The organism is Pantoea sp. EKM20T, assembly GCF_011800485.1.
In the GTDB taxonomy this organism is placed as follows: domain Bacteria; phylum Pseudomonadota; class Gammaproteobacteria; order Enterobacterales; family Enterobacteriaceae; genus Pantoea; species Pantoea agglomerans.
The window spans coordinates 190,759-213,560 of sequence record NZ_JAALFW010000005.1; the positions used below are offsets into that span (position 1 = coordinate 190,759).

17 protein-coding genes and 2 tRNA genes are annotated in these 22,802 nt (G+C 55.9%); 14 read left to right on the top strand and 5 right to left on the bottom strand.

Annotated features, from left to right (window positions below; translation table 11 throughout):
• Nucleotides 1-6 precede the first annotated feature (6 nt).
• From HFD94_RS11245 to fes, 3 genes are all read right to left on the bottom strand, one after another.
• Nucleotides 7-3,936, bottom strand: a complete 3,930-nt coding sequence (locus HFD94_RS11245; protein ID WP_167433135.1) for an enterobactin synthase subunit F — start codon at nucleotides 3,934-3,936, stop codon at nucleotides 7-9.
• The gene (locus HFD94_RS11250; protein ID WP_029519500.1) at nucleotides 3,929-4,147 is read right to left on the bottom strand and encodes an MbtH family protein; all 219 of its coding nucleotides are present in this window, start codon (nucleotides 4,145-4,147) and stop codon (nucleotides 3,929-3,931) included. The genes HFD94_RS11245 and HFD94_RS11250 overlap by 8 nt, the downstream gene beginning before the upstream one ends.
• A gap of 99 nt (nucleotides 4,148-4,246) precedes the next feature.
• The gene (fes, locus tag HFD94_RS11255) at nucleotides 4,247-5,452 is read right to left on the bottom strand and encodes an enterochelin esterase (protein WP_167433136.1); all 1,206 of its coding nucleotides are present in this window, start codon (nucleotides 5,450-5,452) and stop codon (nucleotides 4,247-4,249) included.
• A 250-nt stretch (nucleotides 5,453-5,702) separates the two neighbouring features.
• Here fes and HFD94_RS11260 point away from each other — a divergent pair, with 250 nt between their 5' ends.
• Entirely contained in the window at nucleotides 5,703-7,970 is a 2,268-nt protein-coding gene (locus tag HFD94_RS11260) for a TonB-dependent siderophore receptor (protein WP_167433137.1), read from the top strand.
• Between the two features lie 63 nt (nucleotides 7,971-8,033).
• Here HFD94_RS11260 and dacB read toward each other — a convergent pair whose 3' ends face one another.
• The gene (dacB, locus tag HFD94_RS11265) at nucleotides 8,034-9,467 is read right to left on the bottom strand and encodes a serine-type D-Ala-D-Ala carboxypeptidase (protein WP_010251813.1); all 1,434 of its coding nucleotides are present in this window, start codon (nucleotides 9,465-9,467) and stop codon (nucleotides 8,034-8,036) included.
• A gap of 249 nt (nucleotides 9,468-9,716) precedes the next feature.
• Here dacB and greA point away from each other — a divergent pair, with 249 nt between their 5' ends.
• Entirely contained in the window at nucleotides 9,717-10,193 is a 477-nt protein-coding gene (gene greA, locus HFD94_RS11270) for a transcription elongation factor GreA (RefSeq protein WP_010251811.1), read from the top strand.
• 106 nt (nucleotides 10,194-10,299) lie between these two features.
• On the opposite strand, the gene yhbY is transcribed toward greA, so the two are convergent.
• The gene (gene yhbY, locus HFD94_RS11275; RefSeq protein ID WP_010251809.1) at nucleotides 10,300-10,593 is read right to left on the bottom strand and encodes a ribosome assembly RNA-binding protein YhbY; all 294 of its coding nucleotides are present in this window, start codon (nucleotides 10,591-10,593) and stop codon (nucleotides 10,300-10,302) included.
• Nucleotides 10,594-10,720: 127 nt separating this feature from the next.
• On the opposite strand from yhbY, the gene rlmE reads away from it, so the two are divergent.
• The 12 genes from rlmE (at nucleotide 10,721) to truB (ending at nucleotide 22,759) form a co-directional block, all read left to right on the top strand.
• Nucleotides 10,721-11,350 carry a 23S rRNA (uridine(2552)-2'-O)-methyltransferase RlmE gene (rlmE, locus tag HFD94_RS11280; protein WP_010251807.1) on the top strand — a complete coding sequence of 210 codons (630 nt, stop codon included), beginning with the start codon at nucleotides 10,721-10,723 and terminating at the stop codon, nucleotides 11,348-11,350.
• 113 nt (nucleotides 11,351-11,463) lie between these two features.
• Entirely contained in the window at nucleotides 11,464-13,389 is a 1,926-nt protein-coding gene (ftsH, locus tag HFD94_RS11285; protein ID WP_010251805.1) for an ATP-dependent zinc metalloprotease FtsH, read from the top strand.
• A gap of 79 nt (nucleotides 13,390-13,468) precedes the next feature.
• A complete protein-coding gene (gene folP / locus HFD94_RS11290) occupies nucleotides 13,469-14,308 on the top strand; it encodes a dihydropteroate synthase (RefSeq protein WP_122889211.1) in 840 nt (279 codons plus the stop codon).
• A complete protein-coding gene (glmM, locus tag HFD94_RS11295) occupies nucleotides 14,305-15,639 on the top strand; it encodes a phosphoglucosamine mutase (RefSeq protein ID WP_010251799.1) in 1,335 nt (444 codons plus the stop codon). Before folP ends, glmM begins: the two co-directional genes overlap by 4 nt.
• 216 nt (nucleotides 15,640-15,855) lie before the next feature.
• Nucleotides 15,856-16,194, top strand: a complete 339-nt coding sequence (gene secG, locus HFD94_RS11300) for a preprotein translocase subunit SecG (RefSeq protein WP_010251798.1) — start codon at nucleotides 15,856-15,858, stop codon at nucleotides 16,192-16,194.
• Nucleotides 16,195-16,231: 37 nt separating this feature from the next.
• Nucleotides 16,232-16,318, top strand: a tRNA-Leu gene (locus HFD94_RS11305).
• Nucleotides 16,319-16,377: 59 nt separating this feature from the next.
• Nucleotides 16,378-16,454: transfer RNA gene (locus HFD94_RS11310), tRNA-Met, on the top strand.
• Nucleotides 16,455-16,666: 212 nt separating this feature from the next.
• Nucleotides 16,667-17,119 carry a ribosome maturation factor RimP gene (gene rimP, locus HFD94_RS11315; protein WP_010251795.1) on the top strand — a complete coding sequence of 151 codons (453 nt, stop codon included), beginning with the start codon at nucleotides 16,667-16,669 and terminating at the stop codon, nucleotides 17,117-17,119.
• Nucleotides 17,120-17,143: 24 nt separating this feature from the next.
• Nucleotides 17,144-18,631, top strand: coding sequence for a transcription termination factor NusA (gene nusA / locus HFD94_RS11320; protein WP_010251792.1), 1,488 nt, complete (start codon nucleotides 17,144-17,146; stop codon nucleotides 18,629-18,631).
• A gap of 17 nt (nucleotides 18,632-18,648) precedes the next feature.
• A complete protein-coding gene (gene infB, locus HFD94_RS11325; protein WP_010251789.1) occupies nucleotides 18,649-21,342 on the top strand; it encodes a translation initiation factor IF-2 in 2,694 nt (897 codons plus the stop codon).
• Between the two features lie 65 nt (nucleotides 21,343-21,407).
• On the top strand, nucleotides 21,408-21,815 hold the full coding sequence (gene rbfA, locus HFD94_RS11330) for a 30S ribosome-binding factor RbfA (RefSeq protein ID WP_010251785.1): 408 nt from the start codon (nucleotides 21,408-21,410) through the stop codon (nucleotides 21,813-21,815).
• Entirely contained in the window at nucleotides 21,815-22,759 is a 945-nt protein-coding gene (truB, locus tag HFD94_RS11335) for a tRNA pseudouridine(55) synthase TruB (protein WP_122889213.1), read from the top strand. The genes rbfA and truB overlap by 1 nt, the downstream gene beginning before the upstream one ends.
• The last annotated feature ends 43 nt before the right edge of the window (nucleotides 22,760-22,802 follow it).

Below are 22,802 nucleotides of genomic sequence, written 5' to 3' on the forward strand. Positions count from 1 at the left end.
AACTGTTCAGGGATCCAGCGACGCCAGGCACTGCTGCAGTCGTGGCCCAATCTGTTCGAACATGCGCGGTGAGATGATCTCGACGTGCGCACAGTCCAGCGGCCAGATAGTCAGCTCGCCCACATAGGGCGCCCAGGCGCGGCGCGCATCCTGACCGGGCTGCTGCGTCTGTTCCGCCAGGAACAGGGTTGCGTGTCCGGTGAAGCGGGCACTGCGCGCTGTTGCCAGCAGGCGCACTGAACTGGCGTAGTTGGCTTCAATGGTGGTAAACAGTGCCTCCATTCCTTCACCGGCCTGCTGCCGTTGCGCAGCGATAAACTGCTCGCGCTCACGATTAACTTCTTCCAGCACCGCCGGATCCAGCACGTTTTCACCGCGCCGTTCATCCCAGTTCTGCGTCTCCGGCGGCCAGGTATCCAGCAGTCCGAGGAAGGCAACGGTTTCACCTTCGGCCTCCAGCCGCGCGGCGATACCCTGCGCCAGCGTGCCGCCTAGCGAGTAGCCCAGGAAATAGTAAGGCCCCTGTGGCTGCTGCTGACGCACCGTCGCCAGATGCGCCTCACACACCGCGTCAAGTTGCTGCGCCTGGTTCAGCGGGCTGGTGATGTCGGGTGACTGAATGCCGAGTAGCGACCAGCGTGCATCCAGATAGCGCTGCAACACGCTGAACTGCCAGGCAAAACCGGAGGCGGGATGGAAGCAAAACAGCGTTGGGCCAGTGCCGCGTCGCAAGGGTAATACCGCTTCAAATCCGGCACGAGCCACATCCGCGGGCTCGCTGCTGAGCAGTGTCGCCAGCTTTTCTACCGTGGATGCCACCATGATCTGGCCCACTGACACCGGCTGATTCAGCGTCCGGCGCAGCTGTGCTGCCAGCCGCATCGCCAGCAGCGAGTGGCCGCCCAGCGAGAAGAAATCATCCTGGGCGCTCACCGGTTCGCACTCCAGCAGCCTGGCAAACGCCTGTGCCAGTGTCGTTTCGAGTCCGGGATGCGGCGCGCGACCAGCCAGCGCTGCCTGCGTTTGCGGCAGCGGCAGCGCTTTGCGATCCAGTTTACCGTTGCTGCTGAGCGGTAACGCCGCCAGCTGAACAATCGCCACCGGCACCATATGCGCCGGTAACTGTGAGGCCAGAGTCTGACGCATTGCGTCGGTATCGATCGCGCCATCAGCCACCACATAGCCGACCAGCTGGCGGGCATCGCCCTGCTGATCGCTGCTGCTCCCCAGCACCACCGCATGTGTGACGGCCTGCTCAATGCCAGGTAGCGCAGCCATGGCGTGGTCGATCTCGTTCAGCTCGATACGCTGCCCGCGAATTTTTAGCTGATCGTCGCTGCGGCCCAGATACTCCACCGCACCATCCGGCAGCCAGCGCGCCACATCACCAGTGCGGTACATCCGGGAGCCGTGACCCCACGGATCGGCGACAAACCGGCTGGCAGTGAGGTCGGGACGATCAAGATAGCCATGCGCCAGCTGCACGCCGGTCAGATAGAGATCGCCAGCCACGCCCGGTGGCACCGGCTGCAGACGCGCATCCAGAATCCGTAAGCCGGTGTTCCAGACCGGGAAGCCAATCGGCACGCTGGCCCCTTCGACGGCCGCCAGCTCCGGGCCAAAGGCCGGATAGTAGCTGACATCAACCGCCGCTTCGGTCGGGCCATAAAGATTATGCAAGGGCACACGGGTCAGCGCCTGCCACTGGCGCGATAACTCTGCGGGCAGCGCTTCGCCGCTACAGAAAACCCGGCGCAGGGTGGCGCAGCGCGCTATCGCGTCACCTTCCTGCAACGAAGCGACAAAAGCAGCCAGCATCGACGGAACAAAATGGGTGGTGGTCACGCGGTAGCGGGCAAACAGCTGCTGCAGCGCGTCCGGGTCGCGATGAGCATCGGGCGGAGCCATCACCAGCCGTGCGCCGACGATGAGCGGCCAGAAGAACTCCCATACCGAAACATCAAAGCTGCTCGGGGTTTTCTGCAACACCACATCATCGCTGCCGAGCGGATAGCGATCCTGCATCCATAACAGACGGTTGACGATCGCCTCATGACTGACCAGCACCCCTTTTGGCCGACCGGTCGAGCCGGAGGTATAGATGATGTATGCGCCATCCTGTGGACGCGGGGCCTGCATCAGCACGCTATCAACGGGTGTTAACAGCGCGTCGTAAAACAGCGGCGCGACGGGTGAGAGTGCCGCCAGCCGCTCGGACAGTTCACGACAGGTGATCAGCGTTTTCGGCGCGGCATCTTCCAGCATCATCTGTAACCGATCGTCCGGGTAGCCGGTATCAAGCGGCAGCCAGGTTGCCCCCACGCTGACGATCGCCTGCAGCGCCAGCGATAAAAAGACCGAACGCGGCAGCGCTACGGCGACGATATCACCCGGCGTCACTCCCTGCGCAATCAACTGTTGCCCCAGCGCGGCGACCTGCTGCTGCATCTGTTGATAGTTAAGCTGATGCCCCTCATCTGCCAGTGCCGGAGCGCGCGGCGAACGCTGTGCCTGCCGAAGCAGCAGGCTGCTCAGGGTTTCTGCAGGCAGCATTACGGCAGTCTGGTTGATCGCCGCGAGCTGCTGATGCTCTTCCGGCATCAGCATGTCCAGCTCGCCACAGGCACTGGCTGGCCGGACGGCAAGCTGCTGAAGCAGCAGGCCAAAGCGGCTGGCGTGTTGTTTCAGCGTTGTGTCGCTGTAGCGCTGTGCATTAGCCAGTAGCTCCAGCGTCAGGTCGCCCTGTTCGCTGAGGTAGATAGCAATCTCCAGATCGCGTACCGGTCCTGACGCCAGCTGATGGGTTACGCCTTTGATGCCAGCGAAATCGAGCTGGTAATCAAACATCTTCAGATTGATTACCGGCCCATAGAGCGGATCGCTGTCGCCGGAGCGACCCAGATCGCGCTGCACCTGTTCAGCGTCGTAACGCTGATGGCGACGCATTTTTTTGACTTCGCCCGCCAGACGCCCGGCCAGTGCCGTCAGCGGCTGTGCCGGATCGTAATGCACCGCCATTGGCAGCACGTTAATCACCGGACCGGTGGCGCAGAGCGCGGCCGAGCCGATGCGGCGCATAAAGATGAAACCGGCGGCGAACGCATGCTGACCGGTGAGGCGCGCCAGCCATAAGGCCACCAGCGCAAAGGCGGTATCTGCGGCGCTGAGGTTGTGCTGCCCGGTGTGCGTCAGCAAAGCCTGAAAAGTGTCGCGATCCACGGCAAACGTGTGGCGCAGCAGGTCGGTACTGGCGCTCTGACCGGCCAGCGGCAGAGCGGACAACGAGGCGGGCGCAGGTAGCTGCGCGCCTTTCTCCAGCCAGAACTGGCGATCGCGCTGCCAGCCCGAAGATTGCTGATAGCGCTGATATTCATCAACGACGTCGCTGAACGGCACGAACGGGCTTGGCTCCGGCGTGTCGCCGCGCTGCCAGGCGCTGTAGAGATTGGCGATACGGCGGGTCAGGGCGGTGAAACTAAAACCATCGACCACCAGATGATGGTATCGCTGATACCAGTACCAGTGATCCTCATCCAGCCGAAGCAGGCTGTGATGGTAGAGCGGCGCGCCGCTCAGCACCCGCAGATCGCCGGTCATATCCTGCTGCATCAGCGCACGTGCTTCGGCCTCCGGATCGGCGGCATCGCGCAGATCGATCACCTCAGGCTCGCGGAAAGCCTGGGGTTCAGGCCACTGTAGCGGTTCACCCTCCTGCTCGCCAAAGGCCATATTCAGTGTGTCCGCTTCCTGCATGCCAGCAATTATGGCCCGTGACAGCAGCGCGCTGTTCAGCGCACCGCGCAGTTCGACAAAATGCGCCACGGCGTAAGCATTGGAATAGGGCGATAGCTGGTCAGCGATCCAGATTCCGGGCTGAGCGGCCACCAGTGGCAGCGTTTTTTGTTCTGTCTGCGGGTTGAGGGTGATCTCAGACATTTTCGCCTCTGTCCTGCGTCATAACCGGACGGATATCGTGCCAGTTTTCATTCAGCCAGCTCAGACAGTCAGCCTGTGGCCCGGGGCCAAACACCGGCTGCCATCCTGCCGGAACCGCACAAAAGGCGGGCCATAAACTGTACTGCTGCTGATCGTTCTTCAGCACCTGACAATCCTGTTGCGGATCGTCGAAAGGGTTAAGTTGTTGCATGTCGGTCTCCTGTCCGCAGTCACCGGGCGCGCTAACGCCGCTGTCCTGCATAGATATCTTTCAGTGGCGCGCAGAAGGCGGAATATAAGCGGGTTAGGGCTATTGCCACATGGCTTTAAGGCCTGCCAGCAGTCCGCCGCGCCAGCACAGCGCATCGTGACCGCCTTCGACCGGGTGATAGCTGACCTGATGTCCGGCAGCGTTCAGATCGCGCTGAAACTGCTGGTTTGCTGCCAGAATCAACCGTTCGCGTCGTCCCGCTTCCAGGTAGAAGCGGCGAGGGGGCGCCTGCAGTAAGCCCTGTTGTAACTGCTGTGGCAGCCAGCCATTGGGATCGCCGCGCGCGGGCCACCAGAACGACCCAGAGAGGCTGATCGCCCCAGCAAAGGTTTCCGGCCAGGTCAGGGTGGCGTAAGCGGCAGAAAGGCCGCCAAAACTTTGTCCCGCTACCAGCGTGCTGTCGGCACGAAACGGCGCCCAGCGCTGAACCTGCGGCAACAGCTCGTGCTGAATCGCCAGCCAGAAGTCAGGGTTACAGGTCAGCTCACGCGTGCGGTGTTCGCGGTCGATGATGTCGATCATGACATAGACCGCAGGGGGCAGTTCGCCCGCCTCTGTCAGTTGCTGAAGCGGGCCGGCAACCGGCATGTTCTGTGCCCAGAACTGACCATCCAGCAGCAGTACCAGCGGACGATCGCCTGCACTGGCGTCTCCGGTGACAGAGATCCAGATCTGACGCTGGTTCCCCAGCCGTTCGCTGCGCCACAAATAGTGTTGCAGCGGAATATCGGCGGCACGGCCTTCATCAACTGCACGCCACACCTGCTGATCCGGCGCGTGTGGCAGGTGCAGTGGCGAGACTCTCATTCCGCGTCCACCCGCCCAGCTTCGCAAAGGATTCAGCGGGTCGCTTTGCGCCTGCGGGAATTTCTGACTCCACCACTGGCGCACTGCCTGCATATCGGCCTGCCCGGTAAACGTCTCTTCCTGACTATCAGGAATCAGGCAGTAGCTGCCGCGCCAGTCAGCGGGCAGGGCGGTTTGCCACCACCAGACATCGGTATCGGGAACAGGCGTTAATGAGGAGGGGACCGCTGAATGATGATGATCGGTTACGCCGGTAATATTGATCCAGACGCGCCGGGTATCGGAGTGCTGCGTGTCACCCTGGGGATCGCGCCAGAAAAAGGTGACCTGACAGGTTCCCTTTTCGCCAGCTTCAACCAGAGGAATGCCCCGTTGCTGCTGCTGTTGCCACCAGCGTTCACTGCCGGTTTCTTCACTTAACCACGTCATACGCGCCATCTTTCGATCACCCTTGATTAGGGTCATACATGTTATGAATAATAGTATTGATAATTATTTGCATTTGCAATAGGGTGTTTCCGCCCGACAGGGAGCGCGCGCATCCTCTCTGCCGCACCGGCTTTCAGACTGATGCAAAGCGCTTCTGACGCTGGCCCGGCGACAAGGGGAAAACGTTGCAGGCAAGGTTATTACTTTTTTACCGGCACGCCGGCAGTGGCATCCTCGCCGGCACTCCAGGAACAGAAAAATGAAAAAGTTATCCCGGCTTTCGTTAGCCATTATGATTGAACTGGGTTTCACCGCCTCTCTCATTTCTGCCGGTGCCGTGGCTGCTGAAGCCACCCACGAACCGGTTATCGACAGCAGCCCCTCCGATACCCTCCACGACGACACCATGATGGTGACCGCCGCCGAGCAGACGTTGCAGGCACCTGGCGTGTCGACCATCACCGCCGACGAAATTAAAAAACATCCACCCGCACGCGATGTCGCCGAAATTATCCGCACCATGCCTGGCGTCAATCTGACCGGTAACTCCACCAGCGGCCAGCGCGGAAACAATCGCCAGATCGATATCCGCGGCATGGGGCCGGAAAATACCCTGATTCTGATCGATGGATTGCCGGTGACCAGCCGCAACGCGGTTCGGCTTGGCTGGCGTGGCGAGCGTGATACGCGCGGCGACACTAACTGGGTGCCGCCAGAGATCATTGATCGCATTGAGGTGATCCGCGGTCCGGCAGCGGCCCGTTACGGTAACGGTGCAGCGGGCGGCGTGGTGAACATCATCACTAAAAAAGAGATGGATAATCAGTGGCACGGCTCATGGAGCGCCTATTACAACGTGCCGGAACACAAGGAGGAGGGCGCGACCCGTCGCACCAACTTCAGCCTTGAAGGGCCGCTAGGCGATGATGTCAGTTTCCGGCTCTATGGCGGTCTGGCAAAAACGCAGGCTGATGCTTACGACATTAATGAAGGGCACGCCGCAGACCGCACCGGCAGTTACGCCGGATCGTACCCGGCGGGCCGGGAAGGCTCGATCAACAAAGATATTCATGGCCTGCTGCGCTGGGCATTTGCGCCGATGCAGACGCTGGAAGTGGGGGCCGGTTACAGTCGTCAGGGCAACCTCTATGCCGGGGACACGCAGAACACCAATACCAACGCCCTGGTGAAAAGCAAATATGGTGAAGAGACCAACCGGCTCTATCGGCAGAACTTTTCTGTTAAGTGGACCGGTGCCTGGGATAATGGCATCAGCACCAATACCTACGCGCAATATGAGAATACCCGCAACGCGCGTCTGAATGAGGGGCTGGCGGGCGGCACCGAAGGCATCTTCGCCAACAGCAACTTCAATACCATCCAGCTGGATGATGTGTTGTTGCACAGTGAGATCAGTGTGCCGTTTGAATGGCTGGTGAACCAGACCGCGACTTTCGGGACGGAATGGAATCAGCAGCGGATGAAGGATCCTTCATCGACGACTCAGGCCGCCAGCTACGGGTCGATTCCCGGTATCGCTACGACCGGCCGCACACCCTATTCACAGGCGGAAATCTTCTCGCTGTTTGCCGAAGACAATATTGAGCTGACCGATAGCACCATGCTGACGCCGGGCCTGCGCTTCGATCACCATTCGATTGTCGGCGATAACTGGAGTCCGTCGCTCAACCTGTCACAGGGATTAGGCGATGAGTTCACACTGAAAATGGGTATTGCGCGCGCCTATAAAGCCCCGAGCCTCTATCAGACCAACCCGAACTATCTGCTCTACAGCAACGGTCAGGGCTGCGCCGCCAGTGCCGGTGCCTGTTATCTGATGGGTAATGACGATCTGAAAGCGGAAAACAGCATCAATAAAGAGATTGGGGTCGAATGGAAGCGCGATGGCTACCAGGCGGGCCTGACCTGGTTCCGCAACGACTACCGTAACAAGATCGAGGCTGGCACGGCGCCAACCGGCACCGCATCTAACGGCAAAACCGACATCTACAAATGGGAAAATGTGCCTAAAGCGGTCGTCGAGGGGCTGGAAGGCACGGTTAATGTCCCGTTCTCCGATAGCGTGACGTGGAACAATAACTTCACTTACATGCTGCAGAGTAAGAATAAAGAGACCGGCGATCGTCTGTCGATTATTCCGGAATATACGCTCAATTCGACGCTGAGCTGGCAGGCGATGCAGGACCTCTCCCTGCAAACGACCCTGACCTGGTACGGTAAACAGGTACCGAAGAAATATGACTATAAAGGTAACGCCGTTACCGGTAGCGCCACCGATCAGGTGAGCCCCTATTCGGTTGTGGGCATGAGCGGCACCTATGACGTTAATAAATATGCCAGCGTCACCGTGGGTATCGACAACCTGTTCGACAAGCGCCATTTCCGTCAGGGCAACGCGCAGACCACCGGCAATGCCACCACCGGAGCGTGGCTCTATGGCGCAGGGGCCAATACCTTTAACGAGTCGGGCCGCACCTGGTATATGAGCGTGAATACCCGCTTCTGATGGACGGGCAATAAAAAGCGCAGCGGTTGACCTGACCGCTGCGCTTTTTTTATGACTGAATAATCAGTTGTTCTGATTGATATCGCGGTAGAGACGGCTCTCAAATCGCACCAGCGGAATACGGCGGGTACGCTGATCTTCCGGCGGGACCGCATAACCGGAAAGGAACTGAACGAATGCCACCCGCGCACCACTGGAGGTGGTGATAAAGCCCGCCAGGTTATAGACGCCCTGCAGTGAGCCGGTTTTCGCCGAGACTTTGCCATCCAGCCCCGCCTCATGCAGCCCGCCGCGATACTGCAGCGTGCCGTCGTAACCTGCCAGCGGCAGCATCGAAATATAATCCAGCGTGTTGTCATTCTTCGCAATGAACTGCAATACCTGCATCATGGTTTGCGGCGAAATCAGGTCATGGCGGGAGAGACCTGAACCATCCACCTGAATGCTATTACCCATGTCGACATTGGCTTTGGCTTTCAGGATGCGGCGAACGGCATCCTGTCCGGCGCGGAACGTGCCGGGCACATTGAAGTAGTGATGACCAATGGTGCGGAACACCGTGTCGGCAATCATGTTGTCTGACTTCTTCAGCATGGTGTGCAGCAGCGTATGCAGCGGCGCGGACTGGGTCGATGCCAGCACGGTACCCGGTTCGGTGACCTGCGTCTGTCGCACCAGATGCCCGCTATAGTCAATCTCAGACGACCGCAGTTCCGCCTTGAGGATTTCGCCAGCCCAGGCCGCGCCATCCTGCACCGCAAATGCCAGCGGCAGCGGTTCCGCGCGCTGGCGCATACAGCCCGTGAGGGTGTAACGGTTCAGCTCGCCCGGCACCACATCCAGCTCGCAATATTGCCCTTCGCCGCTGTTGCGGCCAATGGTGCGCACCTGGCTGTACATATGCGCCGGATAATAGGAGGCGATACGTACAAAGGCATTCTCACCCGGCGTATTAGCACTGTAGAGCGACACCGAGAAGCAGTTTTTATCAACGATTGCCGCACCCGGCGGAGCACTGAAGCACTGGGTCATATCGTTCCACGGCCAGCCCGGCGCCATATCGTGACTGGCAAAAACGGAGGTGTCGATAACCAGATTGCCTTTGATATGGTTAATGCCCTGCTTCTTTATCGCCGCCACCATGTTGCGCAGATCCTGACGGCTTAAGGTGGGATCACCGCCGAAACGTGCAACTAAATCGCCGTTCAGGGTGCCATCGATAATGGCGCCGCGAGTCTCAAAAGTGGTCTGAAAACGGAAGTCGCCACCCAGCTCCAGCAATGCTGCCAGCGCCGTCACCACTTTCATGGTACTGGCGGGCAGGGCCATCTGTTTTCCGTGATAATCAATAATCGGTGTTGATGCGCCTACTTTTTGTACCATCAGCGCCAGATTGGCGCCGTCTGGCAGGTACTGCATGTATTCATCAACTGGCGCTGCGTGTGCCTGCAGCATAAATGCGCAGCTTAATCCGGTAACAAGTCGTGAAAATCGCATAATCTCGCGGTAACTGGCAGGTGAGGGCGTCAATACTACGTCGCTGGACGGTGCAAAGTAAACGATGACCCGCAGGGAACTCTGGGGTAAAATACGTATCAAATTGCAAAACTCTTTTCTGGCCTGGAAGCATCTCCGGGTCAGGATTCTTTTATTTGCAAAAACGGGCTAATGCGCCGCAGAACGCTTTTTTCTGCAGTCACCGGTCAGGATGACATCGTTAAACAGGAAAGATGGCGAGGAGCTTAAATGAATCAGATTCCGATGACGTTAAGAGGCGCTGAAAGATTGCGCGAAGAGCTGAACGAGCTGAAAACCGTGAAGCGCCCGCGCATTATCGCCTCTATCGCTGATGCACGCGAACATGGCGATTTAAAAGAGAACGCGGAATATCACGCTGCGCGTGAAGAGCAGGGTTTTTGCGAAGGTCGTATTCAGGAGATTGAAGCCAAACTCTCCAATGCGCAGGTTATCGACGTCACTCAGATGCCGAAAACCGGACGCGTGATTTTCGGTGCAACCGTCACCGTGCTGAACGTCGAAACCGACGAAGAAGCCACGTATCGCATTGTGGGCGATGACGAAGCGGACTTTAAGCAAAATCTGATTTCGGTCAATTCGCCGATGGCGCGTGGCCTGGTGGGTAAAGAGGCCGATGACGTGGCTATCGTGAAAACCCCGGGCGGCGACGTTGAGTATGAAATCCTGAAGGTGGAATACCTTTAAGATGTTGCTACGCTTTGAAAAGCGTTAAAGCACAATGTAAAGAAAGGAAAAAGGCCGCATTGCGGCCTTTTATCTGAGGTAAGAGCATGTCACTTTCTTTGCCCACTTAGCGTGGCAGAGAAATTTTGCTCTCTTTAGAGGGGCGATACAGCACCAGCGTTTTGCCGATCACCTGTACGTTGCTGGCACCGGTCTCACGCACGATAGCCTCAACGATCAGCTGCTTCGTTTCACGATCTTCCGAGGCGATTTTTACCTTGATCAGTTCGTGATGCGACAGAGCCTGCTCGATTTCGGCCAGCACGCCTTCAGTCAGGCCATTGCCACCCAGCATAACCACTGGCTTGAGCGGATGGGCGAGGCCCTTGAGGTGCTGTTTTTGTTTGGTACTTAGATTCATCGTAGTTTTTTACTTACTCAGGGATTGAAAACGGTTCATTCTACCGCCATCTCGGGTATATCACCAAATCGACGCAACCCATTGCGTGCAGGTTTATCGCTACGATGACGATTTAGTTGGAAATATTATGACGGGTAAAAAGCGTTCGGCCAGCTCCGGCCGCTGGCTTCAGGAACACTTTAGCGATAAATATGTGCTCCAGGCGCATAAAAAAGGGTTGCGTTCGCGCGCCTGGTTTAAACTTGATGAAATACAACAGGGTGACAAGCTTTTCAAACCCGGCATGACCGTGGTAGATCTGGGTGCTGCACCCGGAGGCTGGTCGCAATATGTGGTACAGCAAATTGGGAACAAAGGGCGAGTCATTGCCTGTGATATCCTGCCAATGGATCCGATAGTCGGTGTCGATTTCCTTCAGGGCGATTTTCGTGAAGAATCGGTGGTCAATGCGCTGCTTGAACGCGTTGGCGATCAAAAAGTTCAGGTTGTCATGTCCGATATGGCGCCGAATATGAGTGGTACACCTGCCGTAGATATTCCCCGGTCGATGTATTTAGTCGAGCTGGCGCTGGAGATGTGTCGGGATATCCTGGCACCTGGCGGCAGTTTTGTAGTGAAAGTGTTTCAGGGAGATGGCTTCGATGAATACCTGCGGGAAATTCGCTCCCTGTTTACGAAAGTGAAAATTCGTAAGCCGGACGCTTCACGTTCACGTTCACGTGAAGTGTATATTGTGGCGACTGGGCGCAAACTATAACCAAATTGCTGGAGAAGTCCGCAGTTTTGCTGCGATTCCATGTATGCGGGATCTATAGTACCCTACGCTATCTGTTAACACCGTTGTAATATGAGGTTAATCCCTTGAGTGACATGGCGAAAAACCTGATTCTCTGGTTAGTCATCGCGGTCGTGCTGATGTCAGTATTCCAGAGCTTTGGGCCCAGCGAGTCGAATGGCCGTCGGGTTGATTATTCAACCTTCCTGTCGGAAGTGAACCAGGATCAGGTCCGCGAGGCACGTATTAACGGGCGTGAAATTAACGTCGTTAAAAAAGACAGCAATAAATACACGACCTACATTCCTGTCAACGATCCCAAGTTGCTCGATAACCTCTTGACCAAAAACGTCAAAGTGGTTGGCGAACCGCCGGAAGAACCAAGCCTGCTGGCTTCAATCTTCATTTCGTGGTTCCCGATGTTGCTGCTGATCGGTGTGTGGATCTTCTTTATGCGTCAGATGCAGGGCGGCGGCGGCAAGGGCGCGATGTCCTTCGGCAAGAGCAAAGCCCGCATGTTGACGGAAGACCAGATTAAAACCACTTTCGCCGACGTAGCAGGTTGTGACGAAGCGAAAGATGAAGTTGCTGAGCTGGTGGAATATCTGCGTGAGCCAAGCCGTTTCCAGAAGCTGGGCGGTAAGATTCCAAAAGGCGTTCTGATGGTGGGGCCACCGGGTACCGGTAAAACCTTGCTGGCAAAAGCGATTGCCGGCGAAGCGAAGGTGCCTTTCTTTACCATCTCCGGTTCTGACTTTGTGGAAATGTTTGTCGGTGTCGGTGCATCCCGTGTGCGTGACATGTTCGAACAGGCCAAAAAAGCGGCTCCGTGCATCATCTTTATCGATGAGATCGACGCAGTCGGTCGTCAGCGTGGCGCCGGTTTAGGCGGTGGACATGACGAACGTGAGCAGACGCTGAACCAGATGCTGGTTGAGATGGATGGTTTCGAAGGTAACGAAGGTATTATTGTTATCGCCGCAACTAACCGTCCTGACGTACTGGACCCTGCGCTGCTGCGTCCAGGTCGCTTTGACCGTCAGGTTGTTGTTGGCCTGCCAGATGTTCGCGGTCGTGAGCAGATCCTGAAAGTGCATATGCGTCGTGTGCCGCTGGCAACTGATGTTGATGCAGCAATCATTGCACGTGGTACGCCAGGCTTCTCGGGTGCCGATCTGGCCAACCTTGTTAACGAAGCAGCGCTGTTCGCGGCCCGTTCAAACAAGCGTGTGGTTTCGATGGTGGAGTTCGAGAAAGCGAAAGACAAAATCATGATGGGTGCGGAACGTCGCTCCATGGTGATGACGGAATCGCAGAAAGAGTCAACTGCCTACCACGAAGCAGGCCACGCCATTATTGGTCGCCTGGTACCAGAGCATGATCCGGTTCATAAAGTAACGATTATCCCGCGCGGTCGCGCACTGGGTGTGACCTTCTTCCTGCCTGAAGGCGACGCGATCAGCGCCAGCCGTCAGAAACTGGAAAGCCAGATCTCAACGCTTTACGGCGGTCGTCTGGCAGAAGAGATCATCTACGGTGCAGAACGTGTTTCTACCGGTGCGTCCAACGATATTAAAGTTGCGACCAATCTGGCACGTAACATGGTGACGCAGTGGGGCTTCTCTGAAAAACTGGGTCCGTTGCTCTATGCAGAAGAAGAGGGTGAAGTGTTCCTCGGACGTTCTGTCGCGAAAGCGAAACATATGTCTGATGAAACGGCCCGCATCATCGATCAGGAAGTTAAGCACCTGATCGACAGCAACTACCAGCGTGCTCGTCAGATTCTGGGTGAGAACATGGACATCCTTCACGCGATGAAAGACGCGCTGATGAAGTATGAAACCATTGATGCACCGCAGATCGACGACCTGATGGCACGCCGCGAAGTGCGTCCGCCAGCGGGCTGGGAAGATCCAGGCAGCAACTCAGACAGCAACGGTACGCCAAAGGCGCCACGTCCGGTTGATGAACCGCGTACGCCAAACCCAGGCAATACCATGTCAGAGCAGTACAACAAATAAGACGCAACATCGTCAGACAAAACCCCGGCTGGTCCGGGGTTTTTTACATCCAGATATTGATCAGCAAGGAGTTTCCGCTATGAAGTTGTTCGCCCGTGATTCCCATCTCGATTTATCTTTTCCACATGTGATGGGCATTCTTAACGTCACGCCGGACTCCTTTTCAGATGGTGGAAAGCATAACGCGCTGGTCGATGCGCTGACGCATACCAATGAGATGGTCAATGCAGGCGCAACCATCATCGATGTGGGTGGGGAATCAACCCGTCCTGGCGCGGATGAAGTGAGTGTGGAGGAGGAGCTGGAGCGGGTGATTCCGGTCATTGATGCCATTGCCCAGCGTTTCGAAGTCTGGATTTCAGTTGACACCTCTAAAGCTGACGTCATCTGGGAAGCCGCGCGAGTGGGTGCTCACATCATAAACGACGTGCGTTCGCTTTCTGAACCCGGAGCACTGGAAGCCGCCGCCTCGACCGGGCTGCCCGTCTGTTTAATGCATATGCAGGGCGAACCGCGCACCATGCAGCAGGCACCGGTTTACGAAAATATTTTAAGCGAAGTGGACACTTACTTCGCTCAGCAGATAGCGCGCTGCGAAGCGGCGGGCATTAAAAAAGAGCGTCTGATACTCGACCCGGGCTTCGGTTTCGGTAAAAATCTCAGCCACAATTATGAACTGCTGGCTCATCTTGGCGATTTTCACCACTTCGGCCTGCCGCTGTTAGTGGGGATGTCGCGTAAATCGATGATTGGCCAGCTGTTAAACGTCGGCCCGTCACAGCGTTTAACCGGCAGCCTGAGTTGCGCGGTGATTGCTGCTATGCAGGGCGCGCAGATTATTCGCGCCCATGATGTAAAAGAGACGGCTGAAGCGATGCGCGTGGTCGAAGCGACCCGAAGAGCAAAAGGAGTATCATGAGTAATCGTAAATATTTCGGTACAGACGGCATTCGTGGCAAAGTCGGTGAAGCACCCATCACCCCCGATTTCGTCCTGAAGCTGGGCTGGGCCGCAGGTAAAGTGCTGGCGCGCCACGGTTCAAAGAAGATCATCATCGGTAAAGATACCCGTATCTCTGGCTATATGCTGGAGTCCGCGCTGGAAGCCGGTCTCGCCGCAGCAGGCCTGACGGCCGCCTTTACCGGCCCGATGCCGACACCAGCCATCGCCTATCTGACCCGTACCTTCCGCGCAGAGGCGGGCATTGTGATTTCAGCGTCACATAACCCCTTTGACGACAACGGAATTAAATTCTTCTCGTCCGAGGGCACCAAACTGCCCGACGACGTTGAAGAGGCGATTGAGCTGGAGATGGAAAAGCCGATTACCTGCGTTGAATCAGCGCAGTTAGGCCGCGCCAGCCGCATCGTCGATGCAGCAGGGCGTTACATTGAGTTCTGCAAAGGGACGTTCCCCAGCGAACTGAATCTGAATGGCCTGAAAATTGTGGTCGACTGCGCCAATGGCGCCACCTACCACATTGCGCCGAATGTATTACGTGAACTGGGCGCGACGGTGATTGCTATCGGTGTCCAGCCAGACGGCATGAACATCAACAAAGAGTGCGGTGCCACCGATCTCAAACTGCTGCAGCAGCGCGTGCTGGCGGAGAAGGCTGATATCGGCCTGGCCTACGACGGTGACGGCGATCGCATTATGATGATTGACCATCTGGGTGACAAAGTTGATGGCGACCAGATCCTCTACATCATTGCGCGTGAAGCCCTGCGTCAGGGACAGTTACGCGGCGGCGTGGTCGGTACCCTGATGAGTAACATGGGGCTGGAGTTAGCGCTGAAACAGCTCGGCATTCCGTTTACCCGTGCCAAAGTCGGTGACCGTTATGTACTGGAGAAGATGCAGGAGAAGGGCTGGCGTCTCGGTGCAGAGAACTCCGGTCATGTGATCCTGCTGGATAAAACCACAACCGGTGACGGTATCGTTGCAAGTTTGCAAGTGCTCACTGCGATGGTGCGTAACCATATGAGCCTGCACGATCTCTGTAGTGGCATGAAGATGCTGCCGCAGGTCCTGGTTAACGTACGCTTTGCGGGCGAACATGATCCGCTTCAGAGTGACGCGGTAAAAGCTGTCACGGCCGAAGTGGAAAAAGCGCTGGCGGGTCGCGGACGCGTTCTGCTGCGTAAATCAGGTACTGAGCCACTGATTCGTGTCATGGTCGAAGGCGAAAATGAGGCGCAGGTTACCGAACTGGCGAATCGCATCGCCGACCAGGTCAAGGCCGTTTAAAACCGTAACAGGCGGTCTGCAGAGTGCTGAACTGCCTGTAAAATCACCGGGATGGCGTTTTTTTCTGCAAACAGTAGGGGTAGTAAAAATTGCACTTGCAGAGATATGCGCCTTTGGTTAGTATTCACACCCGCTTCTGATGGGTGATGACGAGACTCCCCATCAATACTGGTTGAAGCTTTAACTGTACGATTACCGTGCAAGGAACAGGATGATATGTACCAAGCTCTTTTAGTAGTTTTCCTTATTGTAGCTATCGCCCTCGTGGGTATGATCATGCTGCAGCAAGGCAAAGGCGCTGATATGGGAGCCTCATTCGGTGCAGGCGCATCCGGTACGGTGTTTGGTTCTTCGGGTTCAGGTAATTTCATGACTCGTACAACCGGCATCTTAGCAGCGCTGTTTTTCATCATCAGCCTGGTTCTGGGTAATCTGAACAGCAATAAAGCGTCTAAAGGAAGCGAGTGGGAAAATCTTTCTGCGCCGGCGCAGTCTTCTCAACAGACTGAAAAGCCAGCTCAACCGGTAACGCCGGGCAGCGATATTCCTAAGTAAGGTCGTCAGCACAACGAATCGTTGTGGTCAGTGCAGTGCCGTGGTGGTGGAATTGGTAGACACGCTACCTTGAGGTGGTAGTGCCCGATTGGGCTTACGGGTTCAAGTCCCGTCCTCGGTACCAAATAGCAGTATCCCTTGCATTTTATGCAGGTCTGGCGTATTATTCGCCACGTTTTCGGACGCGGGGTGGAGCAGCCTGGTAGCTCGTCGGGCTCATAACCCGAAGGTCGTCGGTTCAAATCCGGCCCCCGCAACCAATTTTCCCTTTGAGTTCTTTTTCAAATATACTGTATGCATCGACGGACGCATTCACGGTTATTTTTTGAAAGAAAATTCTTTGGATGGAGTCCGGGCCGCATTGCGGCATACAGGGTCCAGTGATTAAAAGCCCCGAATATTCGGGGTTTTTTGTTATTAGCGAATCGTAATACTGGGCTATAGGCCCTTTTTTTATGTCTTGGGGGTGGGCTTGTCCACATTAGAGCAAAAATTGACAGAGTTGGTATCGGCTCCCGTAGAAGCGCTGGGTTACGAACTGGTTGGAATTGAATTCGTTCGTAGTCGCACATCTATCCTGCGCATCTATATTGATAGTGAAGATGGCATCAATGTCGATGATTGCGCCGATGTCAGCCACCAGGTAAGTGCGGTAATGGATGTTGAAGATCCCATTACGGTCCCTTACAACCTAGAAGTCTCTTCACCGGGACTCGATCGTCCTCTGTTCACTGCAGAACACTACACCCGCTTTATGGGTGAAGAAGTGAGTCTGGTGTTGCGTATGGCCGTGCAGAACCGCCGTAAATGGCAGGGAACCATTAAGTCAGTTGATGGCGAGATGATCACGGTGCACGTTGAGGGTAGCGATGAAGTGTTCGCACTGAGTAATATTCAGAAAGCGAACCTGGTCCCCCACTTTTAAAAGTCCGGATTGAGGCTAACCAGGATGAACAAAGAGATCTTAGCTGTTGTAGAAGCCGTTTCTAACGAAAAAGCCCTGCCGCGTGAGAAAATCTTCGAAGCGCTGGAGAGCGCGCTGGCGACTGCGACCAAGAAAAAGTACGAGCAGGAAATTGAGGTACGCGTCAGCATTGATCGCCGCAGTGGCGATTTCGATACTTTCCGCCGCTGGGAAATCGTAGAAGAGGTGACACAGCCGACGCGCGAGATCACGCTGGATGCGGCCCGCTTCGAAGATGAAGCATTCAATCTGGGCGAATATGTCGAAGATCAGATTGAATCGGTCACCTTTGACCGTATCACCACCCAGACCGCTAAGCAGGTTATCGTGCAAAAAGTGCGCGAAGCTGAGCGCGCAATGGTGGTTGATCAGTTCCGTGAGCAGGAAGGCGAAATTATCACGGGCGTGGTGAAGAAAGTTAACCGCGACAACATCTCCCTCGACTTAGGCAGCAATGCCGAAGCGGTGATTCTGCGCGAAGATATGCTGCCGCGTGAAAACTTCCGTCCAGGCGACCGTATTCGTGGCGTACTCTACTCTGTACGTCCGGAAGCGCGTGGCGCGCAGCTGTTCGTGACGCGTTCTAAACCAGAAATGCTGATTGAACTGTTCCGCATCGAGGTGCCAGAAATTGGCGAAGAACTGATTGAAATTAAAGCCGCTGCTCGTGATCCGGGTTCGCGCGCTAAAATTGCAGTCAAAACCAACGACAAACGTATTGATCCAGTGGGTGCCTGTGTGGGCATGCGCGGCGCGCGTGTTCAGGCAGTTTCCAGTGAACTGGGCGGCGAGCGTATCGATATCGTGCTGTGGGACGATAACCCGGCGCAGTTTGTTATTAACGCCATGGCTCCGGCCGATGTGGCGTCAATCGTGGTTGATGAAGATAACCACACCATGGATATCGCCGTAGAAGCTGGCAATCTGGCTCAGGCGATCGGCCGTAACGGCCAAAACGTGCGTCTCGCTTCACAGCTGAGTGGCTGGGAGCTGAACGTGATGACCGTCGATGATCTGCAGGCTAAGCATCAGGCTGAAGCACATGCAGCGATCGATATGTTCACTAAACATCTCGACATCGACGAAGAGTTCGCCACCGTACTGGTGGAAGAGGGCTTCTCCTCGCTGGAAGAGCTGGCATACGTGCCAATCAACGAGCTGCTGGAAGTCGACGGCCTCGACGAAGAGACCATTGAAGCCCTGCGTGAACGAGCAAAAAATGCGTTAACCACCCTGGCACTGGCGAAAGAAGAGAGTCTTGGAAATCAGGAGCCCGCTGAGGATCTTCTGAATCTTGAAGGCCTCGATCGTGCGCTGGCGTTCCGCCTGGCGTCGAAAGGCGTTTGCACGCTGGAAGATCTCGCTGAGCAAGGTGTTGACGATCTGACGGATATTGAAGGCATGTCTGATGAACAAGCCGGCGCGCTGATTATGGCCGCACGTAATATCTGCTGGTTCGGCGATGACGCGTAATAACAGGAAGGAACAGCATGACAGATGTAACCGTAAAATCGCTGGCCGCAGAAATTCAGACTCCGGTCGATCGCCTGGTACAGCAATTTGCTGATGCGGGGATCCCTAAGTCTGAAAATGACGCGGTGACCCAGCAAGAGAAAGAAACCTTACTATCTCATCTGAACCGTGAACACGGTCAGGTCGGTTCAGCTAAGCTGACGCTGCAGCGTAAAACGCGCAGCACCTTGAATATTCCAGGCACCGGGGGTAAAAGTAAGTCGGTGCAAATTGAAGTCCGCAAAAAGCGTACCTATGTGAAGGGTGATGCAGAGGCTGAGCAAGCTCAGGCAGAAGCTGAAGCCGAGGCGCAGCGTGAAGCGGAAGAGCAGGCGCAACGCGAGGCTGAAGAAAAAGCCCGTCGCGAAGCTGAACAGAAAGCGCAACGTGAAGCCGAAGATAAAGCCAGGCGCGAAGCCGCTGACAAGGCCAAACGTGCAGCAGCGGAAAATGAAAAAGTGACAAATCAACCTACCGACGAAGTGACCAGGGCTGCGCAATCAGACAAAGCCCGTCGCGAAGCTGAAGCTGCCGAACTGAAGCGTAAAGCTGAAGAAGAAGCCCGCCGTAAGCTTGAAGAGGCTGCCCGCCTCGTAGCAGAAGAAGCCCGCCGTCTGGCTGAAGAGAAATCAGCTGAATGGGAAAAACCGGAAGAAGAGGATAAAGGCGACTATCACGTCACCACTTCGACCCATGCCCGTCAGGCGGAAGACGAAAATGACCGTCAGGTTGAAGCAGGTCGTGCGCGTGCGCGTACTACGGCTAAAGCTGCGCGTCCGGCGAAAAAAGGCAACAAACACTCTGAAGCCAAAACTGACCGTGAAGAAGCGCGTGCGCAGGTTCGTGGTGGTAAAGGCGGCAAGCATCGCAAACCTAGCGCACTGCAGCAGGGCTTCAACAAGCCAGCGCAGGCCGTTAACCGCGATGTTGTGATTGGCGAAACTATCACCGTAGCCGAACTGGCTAACAAAATGGCGGTGAAAGGTTCTCTGGTCATTAAAGCGATGATGAGAATGGGCGCCATGGCGACCATCAACCAGGTCATCGACCAGGAAACTGCACAGCTCGTTGCCGAAGAGATGGGCCACAAAGTGACCCTGCGTCGTGAGAACGAGCTGGAAGAAGCGGTAATGGACGATCGTGATACTGATGCTGCGCAGGAGTCTCGTGCTCCGGTTGTCACCATCATGGGCCACGTCGACCACGGTAAAACGTCCCTGCTGGACTATATTCGTTCCACTAAAATCGCCTCTGGCGAAGCGGGCGGTATTACTCAGCACATCGGTGCTTACCACGTTGAAACCGACAACGGTATGGTTACCTTCCTGGATACCCCGGGCCACGCCGCGTTTACCGCGATGCGTGCACGTGGTGCGCAGGCGACCGATATCGTTATCCTGGTGGTTGCAGCAGACGATGGCGTGATGCCACAGACTGTCGAAGCTATTCAGCACGCCAAAGCCGCTAAAGTGCCGGTTGTGGTTGCAGTGAACAAGTGCGATAAGCCAGAAGCGGATCCGGATCGTGTTAAAAACGAACTGACTCAGTACGGTATCATTCCGGAAGAGTGGGGCGGCGAAAACATGTTCGTTAATGTCTCTGCGAAAGCGGGTACCGGCATTGATGACCTGTTAAACGCTATCCTGCTGCAGGCGGAAGTGCTGGAACTGACCGCTATCCGTGAAGGTATGGCGAGCGGCGTGGTGATCGAATCGTTCCTCGACAAAGGTCGTGGTCCGGTTGCCACCGTGCTGGTACGTGAAGGTACGCTGAACAAAGGCGACATCGTTCTTTGTGGTTTCGAATATGGCCGCGTTCGTGCAATGCGTGACGAACTGGGTCGCGAAGTCATGGAAGCGGGTCCATCTATCCCGGTTGAGATTCTGGGCCTGTCCGGCGTGCCGGCTGCGGGTGATGAAGCGACCGTGGTACGTGACGAGAAGAAAGCACGTGAAGTTGCGCTCTATCGTCAGGGCAAATTCCGCGAAGTTAAACTGGCTCGCCAGCAGAAATCTAAGCTCGAGAACATGTTTGCTAACATGACCGAAGGCGAAGTGTCTGAACTGAACATCGTTCTGAAAGCTGACGTTCAGGGTTCTGTGGAAGCAATCTCCGACTCCCTGCAGAAACTCTCCACCGACGAAGTGAAGGTGAAGATTGTGGGTTCAGGCGTGGGCGGGATTACCGAAACCGATGCGACCCTGGCTGCTGCCTCTAACGCCATCCTCCTTGGCTTCAACGTTCGTGCCGATGCCTCTGCGCGTCGCGTCATTGACGCAGAAAGCCTGGATCTGCGCTACTACTCTGTCATCTATAACCTGATTGACGAAGTTAAAGCGGCGATGAGCGGCATGCTGGCACCAGAGTACAAACAGCAGATCATCGGTCTGGCTGCGGTGCGCGATGTGTTCAAATCACCGAAGTTTGGCGCGATTGCCGGTTGTATGGTGACGGAAGGTAACATCAAGCGTCACAATCCAATCCGTGTCCTGCGCGACAACGTGGTAATTTACGAAGGCGAGCTGGAATCTCTGCGTCGCTTTAAAGATGACGTCAACGAAGTGCGTAACGGCATGGAGTGCGGTATCGGCGTGAAGAACTACAACGACGTTCGCGTTGGCGATATGATCGAAGTGTTTGAAATCATCGAAATTAAACGCACCATCGAGTAATAGACTGCTGATGTGTTGCAATTTGGGAGGCCTCTGGCCTCCCGAATTATTTGGGAGAAATAATGATGGCGAAAGAATTTGGTCGCCCGCAGCGCGTTTCACAAGAGCTGCAAAAAGAGATTGCGATGATCCTGCAGCGTGAGATCAAAGATCCACGTCTTGGCATGATGGTCACCGTATCTGGCGTTGAAGTCTCACGCGATCTCGCTTACGCAAAAGTGTTCGTGACTTTCCTCAACGACAAAGATGAAGAAGCGATTAAACATGGCCTGAAAGCGCTGAAAGAAGCGTCAGGTTATATCCGCATTCTGCTGGGCAAAGCGATGCGTCTGCGTATCGTGCCTGAGCTGACTTTCTTCTACGACAACTCGTTAGTCGAAGGGATGCGCATGTCCAATCTCGTCACCAGCGTCGTGAAGAACGATACTGAACGCCGTGGTCCGGACGCCACTGGCGATGACGAGGAGGCGTAATGAGTCGTCCGCGTCGTCGCGGTCGCGACGTCCATGGCGTGTTGTTGCTGGATAAGCCACAAGGCGTCTCGTCGAATGATGTCCTGCAGAAAGTGAAGCGTATCTTTAACGCGAATCGCGCAGGACATACCGGCGCGCTGGATCCTCTGGCTACCGGCATGTTGCCGATCTGCCTGGGTGAAGCGACTAAGTTTTCGCAGTATCTGCTCGATTCCGATAAACGCTATCGCGTGATTGCCCGACTGGGCGAGCGGACCGACACGTCAGACGCCGATGGCAACATCGTGCAGACGCGTCCGGTCAGCTTCACTCAGGCCAATCTGGACAGTGCTCTGGAGAGCTTCCGCGGCGAAACGCTGCAGGTGCCTTCGATGTTTTCGGCACTAAAGCATCAGGGACGCCCGCTGTATGAATATGCGCGTCAGGGCATTGAGATTGCGCGTGAACCGCGTCCGATCACTGTCTATGAACTGCAATTTATTCGCTGGCAGGATAACGAGCTGGAGCTGGAAATTCATTGCTCCAAAGGCACCTATATCCGCACCATCATCGATGACCTGGGCGAAAAGCTGGGATGCGGTGCGCACGTGATTATGCTGCGTCGCGTGCAGGTTGCCCGTTATCCGTATGAAAGGATGGTGACGCTGGAACAGCTCAACACCCTGCTGGCGGAAGCCACAGAAGCCGGCATTCCACTGGAAACGCAGCTCGATCCGCTGTTGTTGCCAATGGACAGCCCCGCCTCTGATTTCCCTGAAGTGAATATCCCGCCTGCCGTGGCAGATTTCTTCCGCCAGGGACAGCCGGTACAGGCCAGTAATGCGCCTGCCCAGGGGCTGGTAAGGGTATCGGAAGGCGAAGCGCGTAAGTTTATCGGTATGGCAGAAATTGCCGACGATGGCCGGCTTGCGCCACGTCGTTTAGTGGTTGAGTATCAGGATTGAGCCAGGCGTTCACTTTTCGCTGATGGGGCATTTGCGTTGCTAT